We start from the raw sequence: 16,275 nt of genomic DNA, 5'->3' as shown, positions 1-16,275 counted from the left end.
GATCGACACCGCTGGTGCGCGAGGCCGGGTCCGTGGGTGTGACGAAGGTAGCGCTTCCGGCCTCAGCCCTGATCAGGGGCGAGCTTCGCGTACAGGTCCAGGCTGATCCACCGGCCGTCCTTGCGCTCGCATTCCCGCAGGGTGCCCTCGTGCCGGAACCCGTGCTTCAGCAGCACCCGGGCGCTTGCGCTGTTCTCCGGCTCCACTTCGGCCGTCACGCGGTGCAGCCCCGGGGTGTGGAACGCATGGTCCAGCACACGGCCGAGCGCCTCGCTGCTGATGCCCTTGCCCCAATGCTCCGGCAGCAGCCAGTAGCCCAACTCGCAGCGCTTATGCACCGGGTGGATGAAGTTGATGCCGATGGCGCCGAGGAACTCACCATCCTCCGCGGACCGGACCGCCCACCACTTGCCGGTGCCTTCACGCTCGATGGTGGCGTACCAGTCCATCTGCTCCTGCGTGGCTTCCAGGGTCATGAAGCGCACGGCATAGTAGCGGATCACCTCCGGGTGCGACAGGCCGCGGTGGATGTGCGTGATGTCCGCGGGGGTGATGGGGTGGAGGGCGATCATCACCGATCATCGAAGAAGCTGCACGGGCACATGTTCGAACTGCTTGAACGCCTTGTCGTTGGTCACCAACGCATAGCCACCTGTTCGAGCGAAGGCGGCCAGATAGGCATCCATCCAGAGCTTGGGCGACGCGGTGCTGGTCGCAGCGAGCTCCATCCAGGCGGGATGAAGACCTACGGGCTCATCTGCGAACGCGATGCGCGGATCATCCAGCATCCCTTGCATGGCCTTGATGGCCGCCTTGTTGGTGAGCGGGCTCAGACCGAGCGGGCTGGTAAGGGCAGCCGCGGTCAGCAGGCGCAGGGTGCTCTGCTGGGTGTATCGGCAGAAGTGAACGGAGCCGGTCCGCGCACCTTCGAACCAGTGCATGGCCTTCGGATGCAGCGGATGTGCCTCCAGGCTCAATGCGAGCCACACGTTGACATCGGGAAGGGTGGGCTTGCTCATCGCGTGCCGCCCCAGAGCAGTTCGTCCACCCGGTCCGGAGAGAAGTCCTCCGCATTTCTCGACTTGCCGCCCTTGATCACCGGAAAGGGACTTCCCTGGAGCTTGCGCTTCCTGGGGCGCTCCTCCTCGGCCAGCAGGCGGCGACAGGCCTCCGCGATCAGGTCCTTCAGTTTCGACCCATCCTGCGCGGCCTTCATCTTCAACCGGGTCACCAGGTCGGGCGGGAGCTCAAAGGTCATTTTCATGACGCGAAGGTACGCCCCCTTTCACCGGCCAGCAAGCTGGGAAGCTGGGAAACCAGCTCTGCGCGACACCGTTCACCCCAGACCCATCAACTCCGGGTGCGACAGGCCGCGGTGGATGCGCATGATGTCCGCAGGGGTGATGTCCTCGAGCGTCACCATGGGTCCAAGGAACAGGCAGGATGCCTGTTCAACCTTGCACCGCCGCGATCCCCGGCAGCACCTTGCCTTCGAGATACTCGAGCATGGCCCCGCCGCCGGTGCTCACGTAGCTGATCTTGTCGGCCAGGCCGAACTGATTCACCGCGGCCACGCTGTCGCCGCCGCCCACCAGGCTGAACGTGCCTTTGCTGGTCGCATCCGCCACCGCCTGCGCGATCGCGATGGTGCCTTGCTGGAAGGGCTTCATCTCGAACACGCCCATGGGGCCGTTCCACAGCAGCGTCTTGCTGCGGAGGATGGCGGCACGGCAGGCCTCGATGCTCTTGGGACCGATGTCCAAGGCCATCCAGCCGTCGGGCACGGCGTTGGCCGCGCATTGGTCGGTGTTGGCGGTCTCGGCGAAGGCATCGGCCACCACGGCATCGGTAGGGATGTGCAGCTTCACGCCCTTGGCCTCGGCGTCCTTGATGATGCGACGGGCGGTGTCGAGCAGGTCATCTTCCACGAGGCTGGCGCCGGTCTGGCCGCCCATCGCCTTCACGAAGGTGTTGGCCATGCCACCGCCGATGATGAGCTCATCGCAGGTGCCGATGAGGTTCTGCAGCACATCGATCTTGCTGCTCACCTTGCTGCCGCCCACGATGGCGGTCATTGGGCGCTGGGGGGTGCCCAACACCTTGCCCACGCTGTCGATCTCGGCCTGCATCAGGTAGCCGAACAACTTGGAAGTGGGGAAGAACTTCGCCACGATCGTAGTGCTGGCGTGTGCGCGATGGGCCGTGCCGAACGCATCGTTCACGTAGACGTCGCCCAGCTCGCTCAAGCTCTTGCTGAAGGCCTCATCGCCCGCCTCCTCCTCAGGATGGAAGCGCAGGTTCTCCAGAACCAGTACCTCGCCCGGCTTCAGGGCTGCGGCCCTGGCCGTGGCGTCGGGGCCCACGCAATCGATGGCGAAATGAACGGGCTTGCCCAGCAAGCCGCTCAGGTGTGCGGCCACGGGCCTCAGGCTCATGGCGGGGTTCACCTTGCCCTTGGGACGGCCCAGGTGGCTCATGAGAATGGCGCTACCCCCGTCGCTGAGGATCTTGTTCACGGTGGGCACGATGGCGCGTGCGCGCGTGTCGTCGGTGACCTTGCCGGTGGCGTCCTGGGGTACGTTGAGGTCCACGCGGACAAGGGCTTTCTTGCCGGCGAAGGAAAAGGTGGCCATGGTGAGCATGGCGGCGAAAGTACCAAGTGAGAGGAGGTCGTTGCGTGTTAGCGCGTTGACGTGTTGCGCGTTCGTTGCGTCTGCAACGCGTCCCACACAACCGAGCAACACGCAACGCCTCCTGATACCCGGCACTCACCTTCTACCTTCGTCCCGTGCGCTTCAGTCGGATCATCGGTCAAACGGCCTTGAAGGCGCGGCTCATCGGCAATGCGCGCGAGGGACGTGTGCCCCATGCGCAGTTCTTCCTGGGGCCTCGCGGCAGCGGTAACCTGGCCCTGGCCCTGGCCTATGCGCGCTACCTGCTCTGCGAGGCCCCGGGGCCTGCCGATAGCTGCGGCGAGTGTCCGGTGTGCCGGCAAATGGACAAGCTGGCGCACCCCGACCTGAACCTGAGCTTCCCGATCTTCTTCCAGGAGAAGAAGCCAAGGACCTGCGAGCACCTGCTTCCGGAATGGCGCGCCGCCGTGCTCAAGGAGCCCTTTCTGGACGCGGCCATCTGGCGGGATCAACTGGATGGGGAGAACAAGCAGCTGCGCATGGGCGTGGACATTGCTGCGGAGATCACCCGCAAGCTGAGCCTCAAGGCCTACAGCGGCCGCTGGAAAGTGATGCTCGTGTGGCTGCCCGAACTGATGGACCCCCCGGCCGCCAACAAGCTGCTGAAGGTCCTGGAGGAGCCGGAGCCCGGGACCGTGTTCCTGCTCGTGGGCTCAGAGGCGGACCAAGTGCTGCCCACCATCCTGAGCCGGGCCCAATTGGTGAAGGTGCCCGCCCTGCACGAGGATGACCTCGCCCAGGCTCTTCGCGAACGCCACCCGGACCTGAGGCCCGAGGAGGTCCGCGCCTGTGTCGTGCGCAGCGGTGGCGACCTGCTGGAGGCCTCGGCCATGGCCGAGAAGAGCGAGGAGGAGCTCTTCGTGCTGTTCCGCGATTGGATGCGGGCCTGCTATGGGTTGAAGGTGCACGAGGCGGCCGAGTTCGCCGAGCATTTCGCCCGCATGGGCCGCGAACGGCAGAAAGGCCTGATGCGGTACGGTCTCCATCTGGTGCGCATGAGCCTGCTGCGGGCGGCCGGAGCCCCCGATCTGGTCCGCGCCGTGGGTCAGGAAGAGGAGTTCATCCCCCGGTTCGCGGCCATGCTCTCGGAGCATCGCGCCGAAGGCCTGCGGAACGAACTGGAGACCGCGCATCAGCATCTGGAACGCAATGCAAACCCCAAGGTGCTCTTCATGGACCTCAGCTACAGCGTGCACCGCACCCTGCGCGCGTGAGGTGCGCAGCGCCTCGCTCCGGCGGTTATCTTCGTGCCGCGCCGGCCCGATCGTTCATAGGAGCGCGATCACCGGAGCATCAGAGGGATGGGATGTGCGAGCTGCAGCAGCGGAGCGGACGGTAAACCGGCCGGGTGCAAGAGCAACGGCTATTGCAGCACCAGCGGGTGCAACAAGCTCGGGGTCTTTGACTGGCTCACGGGGGTGCCCCTGGCGCAAGGCCAGCAGCCCTTCGATGCGGTGGAGGTGCGCTTCAAGAACACACGCAAGACCTTCTACCGCTGCCCGCCTTCGCTGGGCGTGGTGCCCGGTGACGCCGTGGTGGTGGAGGCCAGTCCAGGCCACGACGTCGGGGTGGTGAGCCTCTCCGGCGAACTGGTGCGTGCCCAGATGGCACGCAAGGAGAAGGAACAGGACACCTTCGAACTCCGCAAGGTGATCCGCCAGGCCACCCAGGAGGACCTGGACCGCTGGCACGCCGCCCGCACCTTGGAGGACGAGACCCTGTTCGCCACTCGAGTCATCGCCCGCGAGGCCCGGCTGGACATGAAGGTGACCGATGTGGAATACCAAGGCGATGGCACCAAGGCCACCTTCTACTACACCGCCGAGGAGCGGATCGACTTCCGTGACCTGGTGCGCCGCCTGTCCGACCGGTTCCATGTTCGTGTGGAGATGAAGCAGATCGGTGCCCGGCAGGAGGCAGGCCGTATCGGTGGCATCGGCAGCTGTGGTCGTGAACTGTGTTGCAGCACCTGGCTGAGCGACTTCCGGAGCGTGACCACCAGTGCGGCCCGCTACCAGCAGCTGGCCCTCAATCCCCAGAAGCTCGCCGGCCAGTGCGGCAAGCTGAAATGCTGCCTGAACTACGAGCTGGACATGTACATCGAGGCGATCAAGAGCTATCCCTCGCAGAACGCCAAGCTCAAGACGCGCCAGGGCACCGGCGCACACATCAAGACCGACATCTTCACCGAGCGCATGTTCTACGGCTTCAAGCGCCCCGGCGAGCCCTTCATCATGGCCTCCTTCCCCGTGGAGGTGGTGCGCGACATCCTGGCGCAGAACAAGCAGGGTATCGAGCCCGAGGTGGACCTGAACATGGTGGACGCGCCCGCCGTGCCTGCGGAGAAGGCGCCGGATTACGAGAACGTGGTGGGTCAGGACGAGCTCACCCGGTTCGACCAGAAGATGAAGTCGCGCGGGGCGAGCGGTGGCAAGCGCGGTGGCAAGAAACGCAAGGACCGCGACCGGCCCCGCGAGGGCGGTCCGGCCCGGCCGAAACCCGAAGGGAGCGGTGCTGAACCCCGAAAGGCCAGCCCTCGCCCGCAGGGCGAAGGCGAGCCGCGCGGCGAGCGAGGTGGACGACGTGACCGCCGCGGACGCCGCGACCGTGGACCACGCCCCGACAAGCCTGCCGGCCCACCGCCCGCCCAACCACCGCAGGCGTGAACCGCGCCTTGATCCCATTGTTGCTGCTGGTGACCCTGGCCGCGTGCGGTCGGACGGAGATCTACCAGAGCGACGTGCCGCTGCCGGCCCACGGTTGGCACAACGCCTATGCGCCCACCTTCTGCTTCGGTATCACCGACACGGTGAGCCATCATGACGTGTTCATCGATGTGCGCCACACCGGCGACTATCCGTACAACGACCTCTATCTGTTCGTGGATCTCACGGACCCGGCGGGACGGGTCTGGCGCGACACGGTGGAATGCCAGCTGGCCGACCCCATGGGCCAGTGGTATGGCCGTGGCACCGGCTACATCTTCGCCGACCGCTTCCAGGCCCACATCCTGTATCGCCTGGGCGACCGCTTCCCGCGTTCGGGCCGTTACTGCCTGCGCCTGGAACAGGCGATGCGTCACGACACCCTTCACGGCGTGCTCGATGTGGGCGTCAGCATCAGCCCCTCACAGGCCCGCCACTAACTTCGTCCACCGATGAGCGCTCCGCGCAAGCGCCGCCTGCTGCCCCTGCTGCTCTGGGTGGTGCTGGTCGGCCCCGTCCTGGGCATCGTGACGGCCCTTCTGGTGGCGGGCGCCAGCGACCTGCCCGGCACCGACGACCTGGAGAACCCCCGCAGCGACCTGGCCACCGCCATCCTGTTCAGCGATGGCACCCTCATGGGCCAGTATTACCGGGAGAACCGCATCCCGGTGAAGTACGATCAGATCAGCCCGCATGTGGTGAACGCCCTGATCGCCACGGAGGACGAACGGTTCCGTGCGCACAGCGGCATCGACCTGCGCGGCACCGCGCGCGCCGCGGCGTACATGGGCAGCAAGGGCGGGGCCAGCACCATCACCCAGCAGCTGGCCAAGATGCTCTTCACCGAGAGGCCGGCCAGCAGCTTCCGGCGGATCTTCCAGAAGTTCCAGGAGTGGATCATCGCCGTGCGGCTGGAGCGCCAGTACACCAAGGACGAGATCATCGCGATGTACCTCAACCGCTTCGATTGGATCAACCAGGCGGTGGGCATCCGCAGTGCGGCGCATGTGTACTTCAACACCAGCGCTGACAGCCTGCGGATCGAGGAGGCCGCCCTGCTCGTGGGGATGTGCAAGAACCCGGCCCTCTTCAACCCGGTACGCCGGCCGGACACCACCCTGCACCGCCGCATGGTGGTGCTCTCCCAGATGGAACGCGCCGGTATGATCGACCGCATGGCCTATGACTCCCTCAAGGCCCTGCCCCTCGGCCTTCGGTTCCAGCGGATCGACCACGCCGAAGGCCCGGCCCCCTACTTCCGCGAGGTGCTGCGGGCCAAGCTGCAGGCCCTGCTGGCCTCCACGGACGAAGAGGGGAAGCTCCGCTTCGCGAACGCTGACGGAGAACCCTACGACCTCTATACCGATGGCCTGAAGGTGTACACCACGCTGGACCCCCGCATGCAGGCGTATGGCGAGTGGGCCCTGGCCGAGCACCTGCGCAGCGAACTGCAGCCCGACCTGTTCAAGGACCTGGCGAAGAAGAAGAACCGCCCCTTCGATTTCCGCGTGAGCGAGGAGGAGATCGCCGGCATCCTGGAGACGGCCATGAAGCGCAGCGTGCGCTACCGCAACCTCACCGGGAAGCAGTGCCCCAACTGCGAACGGCCTGCCCGGGTGATCGAACAGGCCATGCACGAGGGTCGCAAGCACTTCCACTGCAGGCCCGAGCTCGGCGGCTGCGACACGTGGTGGCCCGTGGTGCCCGAGAAGGAGATCCCCGCCCTCTTCGAGAAGCCCGTACCCATGCGCGTGTTCAGCTGGCGTGGTGAAGTGGACACGCTGATGAGCCCCATGGACTCCATCCGCTACTACAAGAGCTTCCTGCAGAGCGGCCTGTACAGCGTGGACCCGGGCACCGGGTTCATCAAGGCCTGGGTGGGCGGCATCGACTTCAAGCATTTCCAGTACGACCACGTGGAACAGGCGCGTCGCCAGGTGGGCTCCACCTTCAAGCCCTTCGTGTACGCCACCGCCATCCGCGAAGGGCTCGACCCCTGCAAGGAGCTGCCCAACCAGATGGTGTGCTTCGACATGCCCGAGGGGCAGCCGGACTGGTGCCCCAAGAACAGCGATGCCAAGTATGGCGGCCTCGTCACCCTGAAGTACGCGCTGGCCAACTCAATCAACACCATCACCGCCTGGTTGATGAAGCAGTACAGCCCGGAGGCGGTGACCGTGCTCGCCCGGCACATGGGCGTCAACAGTCCGCTGGAGCCCGTGCCCAGCCTGTGCCTGGGCGTGGCCGACCTCACCCTCATGGAGATGACCAGCTCCTTCGCCGCGTTCGCCAACAAGGGCGTGTACATCGAGCCGGTGCTCTTCACCCGCATCGAGGACAAGAACGGCAACACCATCTTCGACCTGGTGCCGCGCACCGAGGAGGCCCTGGACGAACAGACCTCCTACATCATGCTCAACCTGCTGAAGGGCGTGGTGGACGGCGCCTACAACCGCGGCACCGGCAAGGTGGTCGGCACCGGCATGCGCATCCGCAGCAGCGGTGGCCCGCGGGCCAAGTATGCCAACATCAAGGCGCCCATGGCGGGCAAGACCGGCACCACGCAGAACAACAGCGACGGCTGGTTCATCGGCATCACCCCCGACCTGGTGACCGGCGTGTGGACCGGCGCGGAGGACCGCAGTGTGCGCTTCAGCAGCACCGACAAGGGCCAGGGCGCCAACATGGCCCTGCCGATCTACGGCTACTACATGAACAAGGTGTACGCCGACAGCACCATCGGTCTGTCCACCGCCGACTTCGAGCGGCCGGCCGGCTTCGATACCGAGCTGCTCGACTGCCGCGGACGATTGCAGCAAGGGCCCATCGAGGACGATGGTCCGACCTGGGAGTGAGGCCGGCCGGCCGGTGCCTCCGGCTATCTTCGCCGCATTCCCTATGCCATGAGCATGAACAAGGTGGTGGCCAATGCCGACGTGGCCCTCGAAGGCATCCGCGATGACATGACCCTGATGGTGGGCGGCTTCGGGCTGTGCGGCATCCCGGAGAACTGCATTTCGGCCCTGGTGCGAAGCGGCGTCAAGGGCCTCACCTGCATCAGCAACAATGCCGGGGTGGACGATTTCGGACTCGGCCTGCTGCTGCGCACACGGCAGATCCGGAAGATGATCAGCAGCTACGTGGGCGAGAACGACGAGTTCGAGCGCCAGATGCTGAGCGGTGAACTGGAAGTGGAGCTGATCCCGCAGGGCACCCTCGCCGAACGCTGCCGTGCAGGCGGCGCGGGCATCCCGGCCTTCTTCACCCCGGCCGGCTACGGCACCGAGGTGGCCGAAGGCAAGGAGACGCGCGAGTTCGACGGCCGCATGTACGTGATGGAGCGCTGGCTCCGTGCCGACTTCGCCCTGGTGAAGGCCTGGAAGGGCGACCGGCTCGGCAACCTGGTGTACCGCCACACGGCCCGCAACTTCAACCCCATGATGGCCATGGCCGGCACCATCACCGTGGCCGAGGTGGAGGAGCTGGTGGAGCCCGGCGAGCTCGAGCCCGATCACGTGCACACGCCGGGCATCTTCGTGCACCGCATCTTCCAAGGCGAACGGTACGAGAAGCGCATCGAACAGCGCACCGTGCGCAAGCGCGGCTGAGCGATCAACCCCGCCGCATGGCGAACGGTCGGCGCGACGAACGGCTTTATGCCCTCACCGCGCTCGCGCTGTGGGCGATCCTTGTGGCGCGTGCCGCGATGGTGCCCCTTGTCCACGATGAGTGCGCATCGCTCTATTGGTATGCGGAGCCCGGCGTCTTTCTTCCACCGCACGCCCATCCCGATGCCAACAACCATGTGCTGAGCTCGGGCATCGGTGCGCTCTTCGTGCACCTGTTCGGAACCTCCCTGCTTTGCGCACGGCTGGGGAGCCTGCTGGCCTTTCCGCTGTATGCCTGGGCCATCTGGCGGCTGGGCCGGGGCCTGCGCGATCGCGTTGTGCGCGGGTGCACTTGGGCCGCACTGCTGGCCAGTCCCTTCGTGTTCGAGTTCTTCGCGCTCTTCCGTGGCTACGCGTTGGAGCTGGCCTTCCTCGCCATGGCGCTCGACGGGCTTGTCCGCTGGATGCGCGAGCGCCGGACGATCGCCCTCCTGCAGGCGTTGACGGGCCTGGCGCTGGCCAACGCCGCCGTGCTGGCCCTGATCCCGCTGTGGGGTGTGGTGCTGGCCGGCATCGGCATCATCGTTCTGCGCAACGCCTCGCTGCACCGCGTCCAGGTCGCGGTCTGGTCCGTCGTGGGCATCGTGCCGTTCCTGATCGCGGTCGACCATGCCTTCGACCTGCGGGCACAGGGCCTGCTCTATCACGGCAGCACGGAAGGCTTCGTGGCCGTCACCGTGGCCTCGTTGTGCCGCTGGGTGCTTGGCACGGACGGGTGGCCGTGGCGCGGTGCGGTGATGCTCGTGGTGCTTGCCGTCGCTGTCGACGTGGCGCGGCGCCGCAGCTGGGCGACACCCTTGGCCGTGTTCGCCGGCCTGCTGCTGGGCGATGCCTTGGTGCGTGTCGCCATGGCCGGGTGGCTTGGCGTCAACCACGCTGAGGACAGGGCCGGGCTTCATCTGGTGCCGCTTTGGCTGATGGTGGTCGCCCACGGGCTCGACGGTGCCGCACTGCGCCGGCCCCAGCTCCGCTTCGCGGCGATCGCCCTCCTGTGGCTACCGTGGCGCACCCTGGTCGGCATCAACGTGGATCACACCGCGCTTTGGGCCGAGCAGAGCGTACCCGCTCGTTTCCTGGAGCGCATTGCGGTGCTCGAACGCCAGTTGGGCCGCCCGCCGATCCTTGGTGCCTACCACCAATTGGGCTTTGCCGTGCCGTTGAACGGAAGGACCTACGGTGCGCCAGTGCCGCACACGACGGACTTTCCCGCCGGTCTGCACGATGTGCGCATCGCGGACGGCCGACACCTCGATGCCGCGATGCAGGGCTTCATCGTGGAGGATGTGCACGGCGGAACGGGCCTGCATCTGCTGCGGCGCGTCCGCCCGTTGGCGATCACCCCGGTGGACAGCCTGATGGTCGACCCCCCGCTCCGGCCCAAAGGCTACTTCGACCTGGTGGTCGTGCCGGCGACCTCGGAACCCCGCGCGGTCGAAGTATCGTGCACGCTGAACGCGGACGGCCCCCTGCACGACCTGGTGCTGGCCGTGGTGGCGCAGGACAGCACGGGCCGCGAACTGGAGCATGAGGAGGTGCGGCCTGCACTGCAGCGACCCCGGTGGCGCGGTGAGCGCTTCACCGCGCTGCGTGTGCTGCGGCCCGTGCCCGGTGCGGTGCGGCATGTGCTCTACTTTTGGAACGCACCGCGAAGGGCCGTACAGTTCGGCACCGTGCAGGTGCGCATCCACCGCATCCAGCCCTGACCCCATGGCGCTCACCAAGGAACAGATGGCCCAGCGCATCGCCCGCGAGCTGCGCGACGGCTTCTACGTGAACCTCGGCATCGGCATCCCCACCCTCGTGGCCAACTACATCCCACCGGGCATCCACGTGGAGCTGCAGAGCGAGAACGGCATTCTGGGCATGGGGCCCTTCCCCTTCGAGGGGGAGGAGGACGCCGACCTGATCAACGCGGGCAAGCAGACCGTCACCCTCAAACCAGGAGCGGCCATCTTCGACAGCGCCACCAGCTTCGCCATGATCCGCGCGCAGAAGGTGCAGCTCACCGTGCTGGGCGCCATGGAGGTGGCCGACAACGGCGACATCGCCAACTGGAAGATCCCCGGCAGAATGGTGAAGGGCATGGGCGGCGCCATGGACCTGGTGGCCAGTGCGCAGAACATCATCGTGGTGATGCTGCACACCAACAAGGCCGGGGAGAGCAAGCTGCTGAAGCGCTGCACCCTGCCGCTCACCGGTGTGGGCTGTGTGAGGAAGGTGGTGACCGACCTGGGCGTGTTCGACATCACCGCTGACGGCTTCGTGCTGCTCGAACGCGCCCCGGGCGTGACCGTGGAGGAGATCCGCGCCAAGACAGAGGGCCGGTTGGTGGCCATGGGGAACGAGCCGGAGATGGTGGTGTGATACTGCAAGGGATCGGGCTTCCAATTCCATCCGGGGGGAACAACCTGCTTACCATCCATACCTGTCGAAGGCGCGGCCCCTTGGGTCGCGGTAGTGAGCGGGGTGCTCCGACGACGAGGGTCATTCAGTGACCGGCCCAGTCCCATGGCGAACGGACGGTTCGTTCAGCGTCCCCGCCCGCACGTGCCTATTGAACTTTCCGCGCTGTGCGCTCCACGTTTCCTGGCCTCGGCCAAGAACCAGCCATCACCCGCTTCCCGGGGGCTGCCGTATCCTTGGGCGGACATGAATGCGCATGATCGTTCGAACAAGGCGGCATCCGCGATACTGCTTGTGTTGGCCGCCCTGTTGTTGGGGTATGTGGCGTTACGCAGCGCCCTCGTCTCATTCAGCTATGACGAGACCTATACTTATCTAGAGCATGTGCGCAAGAACGTGTTCTTCCTTAGGGAGTTCGATCAGATGGGGGGGAATCACCATCTGCTGAACGTATGGGGGATGTGGCTCTGTGAGCGTTTACTCGGCGATTCCGAAGCCGCGCTGCGCCTTCCGAGCGTGTTGGCTTTCGCGGGCTATCTCTACGCGGCCCTGCGCATTGCGCAGGGGTCCGTGGCGCCGGGCCTCATGGTGGGCGGTTTCCTGTTGCTGGTGATGCATCCCTACCTGTTGGACTTTTTCTCCCTGGCGCGAGGCTATGCCATGGGCAATGCGTTTCTGCTTCTCGCAATTTGGTCCTCGGTCGATCATCTGCGTCGTGGCCAGCGCTCGGTCTTCCTCAGGGCTTGCGTGTTCGCCGCATTGGCAGCGCTCGCGCACATCATCATGATCAATTTCCTGCTGGCCTTCGCGGGGGCATGGACCCTGTTATCCCTATGGCAACGCGATGATGTGAAGCTCGTCCGCTTTCGACTCGGTGTGCTTGTGGTGTCCACGACCCCCCCCGTCCTGTTGATGCTGTCCAACCTGTTCGCCCTGCATGGCGCGGGTTCGCTCAACTATGGATGTGAGGCCTTCTGGTCGTGCAGCATCGCCACCTTGATGGAGCAGGCCCTGTACCGCCTGTCATCGCCCATCGCCCCGCTACGGTGGGCGGGCGTATATGCGGTGTCCATGGCATTGGCGGTGATGATGGCCATCCCCCGTCATCGCAGGACGCTTACGACCGAGGAGCGTACGATGGCCCTCGTCGTGCTCATGTTGGTCCTCAATGTGCTCGCGTTCCTCGTGCAGCATGCTTGGCTCGATGTTCCATTGCCCCGGACGCGAACAGCGCTGAACCTTCTTCCCCTGGCCGCCGTGCTGCTGGTCCTGTCCTTGCAGGCCTGGCGTCCTCCTGGTCGATGGGCCGGGACGTTCGCCCTGGTCCTCGCCCTGCCTCTCACGGTGCACTCTGTGCGGGCCGCCAACCTCACCCATTCGGTGGAGTGGTACTCCACCGGTGAGCTCCGGAAAGCGGTGGACCTGATCGAGGACATCGTTCAGCAGCGCTCCAGTGAGCGCGGGCACCTCACCGTCCGCACCTGTTTCGAGACAGCGGGGTGCATGGGCTACTACATCCACTCCCGGCAGTTGTATGCGTTGAGCCATCAGCAGCGCAGTGATACCCTGTTCGAACCGGCCGACCTCTACCTGGTGGAGGCCGATTCGCATCATCTGGTGGACAGCGTGCATTGGCGGCTCGTGGTCCATTGGGATGCCACCCGCCTGGCCCTTTACCGTGATGCCCGTGCGCTAGGGCCCTTCACACATACGGTCCATTCCGCGGCGTTCACCGGAGGAGACCATGCGGGGGAGGTGTTCCCCTCGTTGACGTGGGTGGTGAAGGATAGCTTGGGTGCACCGCCCTTTTTACTGTCGGGCCACATAGATGCCACGGAGCATGGGAACACCAACTGGATCGGTCACATCATGCAGGTGTGGCGCAACGGAAGGATCCTGTCACAGTTGAGCGTGCCCTCACATTTGCAGACGCCGACCTATGGACGACCCCGGCGTACCGGCGTGGAGTTGTTGTTCACCGGACGGCTTTTCCCTGGGGACTCCGTCCGATATCTTGCATGGCCCTACGTTCCCTCGCCTCCTATCGAACTGGGCATAGCGGTGTTAGAGGTGCGGCATTGAACCTGGCCACCGATCTTCGCCGCTGATGCAGACGCCAGGACGACTTTCCATCATCATTCCGGCCTACAACGAGGAGCGCACCATCCACCGCATCCTCGAAAAGGTGCGTGAGGTGGTGCTGGACCACGGCATCACCAAGGAGGTGATCGTGGTGAACGATGGCAGCCGCGATGGCACGGCTGCGGCCGTGCAGGCCTACATGGCCGAGCACCCGTCCCTGGGCATCCGGTTCTTCGAGCAGCCGCGCAACGTGGGCAAGGGAGCCGCGATCCACCGCGGCATCCGCGAGGCCACCGGGGAGTACCTCATCGTGCAGGATGCCGACCTGGAGTACGACCCCCGCGAGTACAACCTGCTGCTGCGCCCCGTGGTGGAGGGGTTCGCCGATGTGGTCTTCGGCTCCCGCTTCATGGGCCACCATCCGCATCGCATCCTCTTCTTCTGGCACAGCATCGGCAACAAGGTGCTCACCTTCCTGTCCAACGCGTTCAACAACCTGAACCTGACGGACATGGAGACCTGCTTCAAGCTGATCCGCAGCGACATCGCCAAGGGCCTCGACCTGCGGGAGCAGCGCTTCGGCTTCGAACCGGAGGTGACCGCCAAACTGGCGCGCGTGAAGGGCATCCGCATCTACGAGGTGGGCATCAGCTACTACGGCCGCACCTACGCCGAGGGCAAGAAGATCGGCTGGAAGGACGGCTTCCGAGCGATCTGGTGCATCATCAAGTACGGCTTGTGAATGATCACCCGGGAACAGGGTCCTATTGCCCGCGTGTGTCTTTGGGCCGCTGGTCGCAACGAGGCCGGTCCATGGGCTCGTTGGACGGTCGTGGCGCTTTGGATGTTGCTCATCCTTCTGCTCTTTCGGGACCCTCCCGGTAATGTGATCTCGTGGGACGCACTGGGCTACTACCTGTATCTGCCCGCAGTGCTCATCCACAACGACCCCTATCTCCTCGACCAGGAATGGCTTCACCAGGCGCTGGACCAGTACGGGGGACTGGGCGGCGGGGGATTCTATCAGGCGCATCAGGTGGAGAACGGCCATTGGGTCATGAAGTACACCATGGGCCTCTCCGTGCTGTGGGCGCCGTTCTTCGCCCTCGGCCATGTCCTCGCCCCCTTGTTCGGATATGCCGCTGATGGATTCTCACGACCGTATCAGCTCGCGCTGGTGGCGGGCGAGATGGTCTACGTGTGGATAGGGCTCAGGTGGTTGGCCGCCGTACTGGCCCATTGGTGGACGGACCGCGTGGTCTCGGTCACCCTGGTCCTGGTGGTGCTCGCCACGAACTACCTGCACCAGGTTCTTTTCTCGAACACCATGTCGCATGTCTATCTGTTCAGCCTGCATGCGGGCACACTGTATGCGACCATCCGTTGGCAGGCTACGGGCAGGAGGGGGTATCTGGTGCTGTGCGCGGCGATCATTGGCATCGCCGCCTTGATCAGGCCCGTGGAGATCGTGCTGGTCGTCATCCCCCTCCTGTGGAGCCTGGACGCAAAGCCGCGCCAGTTCATGCGGAAAGCGTTGGAGCGGATCCGGATGCATCGAACGGACCTTATGATCGCCGGTCTCGTCATCCTCGGTGTCGGATCCGCGCAATTGGTCTATTGGAAGCTGGCGTCCGGGGAGTTCCTTCACATGAGCTACGCCAGCCCTGATGAGGGTTTCCGGTTCTTCCCGCCCTACACCATCCAAGCCCTGTTCGGATTCCGCAAGGGGTGGTTCGTTTACACCCCCCTCATGGTGTTTGCCGTCGTTGGGCTTTTTCGGACCTGGAGGGTCGGTCCGGAGGCCGCATGGTCCCTGGTCATCTTCGTCTCGCTCAACACCTATGTCGTTACCAGCTGGTCCAACTGGTGGTATTCTGAAAGCTTCGGCCACCGTGGGTTGATGCAGAGCATCGCCGTTCTTGCGGTGCCCTTGGGCGCATTGATCCAAGGTTCGGCCACATGGCCGCGAGGGCTGCGCTGGCCGTGCCATGCCGCACTCGCCGGTGTACTTTGTCTTTCGCTTTTCCAGACCTGGCAGGCCTATGTCGGGCTTCTCCCGGGTTCACGGATGAGCTTCAGCTATTACGCGGCGATCTTCGGGATGACCCATGGCATTCCCGACGCGGACCAACGGTTGCTCGTGGACCGCATGGCGCCCCTGCCTACGGACCCGCTCGTCTTACCCGTTCATCGGGTCGTTCGCAAGGCGGCCATCCTGGGCGATCGGGTGCTGCTCAATAACGCACCCGGCCTGGAGGAGCTCTCCGATGTTCACCACGTCATGGAGGGCCCCGACGCGTTCAGTCCGGCTATCCGGATCCCCTTCGAGGAGCTGACCGATGGAGCCCACCTCCGGGTCTCCCTGAAGGCCACTGTGCACTCCATCGGTCCAGGGGCCGACGGCGCCTTCGTCATCACCATGGACCGTGGCGACCACTCCTATGGATATCGGGGCTACGACCTCAGCAGCGTGGTGCGGCCGGAAGGGGGGGCGCCGTATCTCTCCGTGCTGTACCTGACCCCTGAGCTGTTCAGCCGCGGTGACGTGCTCAGCATCTACTATTGGAACCGATCAGGCCGGGTCGACCTTGGCGCCATCACGGTCGACTTCCTCGAACAGGAGGTGCCTCCGGCCTTCTGATCGGGCCCGCACCGAAGGTCCCTGGTCGAGCGCGCACGATGCTCGAAAGAGCGGCGCGGTCCGCTTCACAGCATGCATGGCCT

The 16,275-nt window shown here is 65.2% G+C and carries 14 protein-coding genes; 10 read left to right on the top strand and 4 right to left on the bottom strand.

Features of this window, described 5'->3' with window-relative positions; translation table 11 throughout:
- Positions 1 to 62: 62 nt before the first annotated feature.
- The 4 genes from IPJ87_14535 to IPJ87_14520 form a co-directional block, all read right to left on the bottom strand.
- A complete protein-coding gene (locus IPJ87_14535) occupies positions 63 to 572 on the bottom strand; it encodes a GNAT family N-acetyltransferase (protein ID MBK7943067.1) in 510 nt (169 codons plus the stop codon).
- 6 nt (positions 573 to 578) lie between these two features.
- Positions 579 to 1,019: a PIN domain-containing protein gene (locus tag IPJ87_14530; protein ID MBK7943066.1), complete on the bottom strand. Its 441-nt coding sequence runs from the start codon at positions 1,017 to 1,019 to the stop codon at positions 579 to 581.
- Positions 1,016 to 1,258 carry a hypothetical protein gene (locus tag IPJ87_14525; protein MBK7943065.1) on the bottom strand — a complete coding sequence of 81 codons (243 nt, stop codon included), beginning with the start codon at positions 1,256 to 1,258 and terminating at the stop codon, positions 1,016 to 1,018. The genes IPJ87_14530 and IPJ87_14525 overlap by 4 nt, the downstream gene beginning before the upstream one ends.
- Positions 1,259 to 1,451: 193 nt before the next feature.
- Positions 1,452 to 2,642 (bottom strand): phosphoglycerate kinase, encoded by a 1,191-nt coding sequence (locus tag IPJ87_14520; GenBank protein ID MBK7943064.1) that lies wholly within the window; start codon positions 2,640 to 2,642, stop codon positions 1,452 to 1,454.
- A gap of 146 nt (positions 2,643 to 2,788) precedes the next feature.
- Between IPJ87_14520 and IPJ87_14515 the strand changes: the two genes are divergently transcribed.
- The 10 genes from IPJ87_14515 to IPJ87_14470 all read left to right on the top strand — a co-directional run bounded on the left by IPJ87_14515 (position 2,789) and on the right by IPJ87_14470 (position 16,192).
- Positions 2,789 to 3,907: a DNA polymerase III subunit gene (locus tag IPJ87_14515; GenBank protein MBK7943063.1), complete on the top strand. Its 1,119-nt coding sequence runs from the start codon at positions 2,789 to 2,791 to the stop codon at positions 3,905 to 3,907.
- A gap of 87 nt (positions 3,908 to 3,994) precedes the next feature.
- Positions 3,995 to 5,359, top strand: a complete 1,365-nt coding sequence (locus tag IPJ87_14510; protein ID MBK7943062.1) for a hypothetical protein — start codon at positions 3,995 to 3,997, stop codon at positions 5,357 to 5,359.
- Positions 5,356 to 5,838 (top strand): gliding motility lipoprotein GldH, encoded by a 483-nt coding sequence (locus tag IPJ87_14505; GenBank protein ID MBK7943061.1) that lies wholly within the window; start codon positions 5,356 to 5,358, stop codon positions 5,836 to 5,838. The genes IPJ87_14510 and IPJ87_14505 overlap by 4 nt, the downstream gene beginning before the upstream one ends.
- A 12-nt stretch (positions 5,839 to 5,850) precedes the next feature.
- A complete protein-coding gene (locus IPJ87_14500; protein ID MBK7943060.1) occupies positions 5,851 to 8,253 on the top strand; it encodes a transglycosylase domain-containing protein in 2,403 nt (800 codons plus the stop codon).
- Between the two features lie 54 nt (positions 8,254 to 8,307).
- Positions 8,308 to 9,006 carry a CoA transferase subunit A gene (locus IPJ87_14495; GenBank protein MBK7943059.1) on the top strand — a complete coding sequence of 233 codons (699 nt, stop codon included), beginning with the start codon at positions 8,308 to 8,310 and terminating at the stop codon, positions 9,004 to 9,006.
- A gap of 17 nt (positions 9,007 to 9,023) precedes the next feature.
- Entirely contained in the window at positions 9,024 to 10,769 is a 1,746-nt protein-coding gene (locus IPJ87_14490; GenBank protein ID MBK7943058.1) for a hypothetical protein, read from the top strand.
- Positions 10,770 to 10,773: 4 nt separating this feature from the next.
- Positions 10,774 to 11,430, top strand: a complete 657-nt coding sequence (locus IPJ87_14485; protein MBK7943057.1) for a CoA transferase subunit B — start codon at positions 10,774 to 10,776, stop codon at positions 11,428 to 11,430.
- 336 nt (positions 11,431 to 11,766) lie between these two features.
- Positions 11,767 to 13,551, top strand: a complete 1,785-nt coding sequence (locus IPJ87_14480) for a hypothetical protein (GenBank protein ID MBK7943056.1) — start codon at positions 11,767 to 11,769, stop codon at positions 13,549 to 13,551.
- A 25-nt stretch (positions 13,552 to 13,576) separates the two neighbouring features.
- Positions 13,577 to 14,293 carry a glycosyltransferase family 2 protein gene (locus IPJ87_14475; GenBank protein ID MBK7943055.1) on the top strand — a complete coding sequence of 239 codons (717 nt, stop codon included), beginning with the start codon at positions 13,577 to 13,579 and terminating at the stop codon, positions 14,291 to 14,293.
- A 102-nt stretch (positions 14,294 to 14,395) separates the two neighbouring features.
- Entirely contained in the window at positions 14,396 to 16,192 is a 1,797-nt protein-coding gene (locus IPJ87_14470) for a hypothetical protein (GenBank protein ID MBK7943054.1), read from the top strand.
- Positions 16,193 to 16,275: the final 83 nt, after the last annotated feature.

Source organism: Flavobacteriales bacterium (genome assembly GCA_016713875.1).
Classification (GTDB): domain Bacteria; phylum Bacteroidota; class Bacteroidia; order Flavobacteriales_F; family PHOS-HE28; genus PHOS-HE28.
This window is presented reverse-complemented; position numbering and strand designations above follow the sequence as displayed.

Coding starts and splice junctions, on each gene's coding strand:
- IPJ87_14535 (MBK7943067.1), bottom strand. CDS start 572: ATGATCGCCCTCCACCCCATCACCCCCGCGGACATCACGCACATCCAC.
- IPJ87_14530 (MBK7943066.1), bottom strand. CDS start 1,019: ATGAGCAAGCCCACCCTTCCCGATGTCAACGTGTGGCTCGCATTGAGC.
- IPJ87_14525 (MBK7943065.1), bottom strand. CDS start 1,258: ATGACCTTTGAGCTCCCGCCCGACCTGGTGACCCGGTTGAAGATGAAG.
- IPJ87_14520 (MBK7943064.1), bottom strand. CDS start 2,642: ATGCTCACCATGGCCACCTTTTCCTTCGCCGGCAAGAAAGCCCTTGTC.
- IPJ87_14510 (MBK7943062.1), top strand. CDS start 3,995: ATGGGATGTGCGAGCTGCAGCAGCGGAGCGGACGGTAAACCGGCCGGG.
- IPJ87_14500 (MBK7943060.1), top strand. CDS start 5,851: ATGAGCGCTCCGCGCAAGCGCCGCCTGCTGCCCCTGCTGCTCTGGGTG.
- IPJ87_14495 (MBK7943059.1), top strand. CDS start 8,308: ATGAACAAGGTGGTGGCCAATGCCGACGTGGCCCTCGAAGGCATCCGC.
- IPJ87_14490 (MBK7943058.1), top strand. CDS start 9,024: ATGGCGAACGGTCGGCGCGACGAACGGCTTTATGCCCTCACCGCGCTC.
- IPJ87_14485 (MBK7943057.1), top strand. CDS start 10,774: ATGGCGCTCACCAAGGAACAGATGGCCCAGCGCATCGCCCGCGAGCTG.
- IPJ87_14475 (MBK7943055.1), top strand. CDS start 13,577: ATGCAGACGCCAGGACGACTTTCCATCATCATTCCGGCCTACAACGAG.
- IPJ87_14470 (MBK7943054.1), top strand. CDS start 14,396: ATGTTGCTCATCCTTCTGCTCTTTCGGGACCCTCCCGGTAATGTGATC.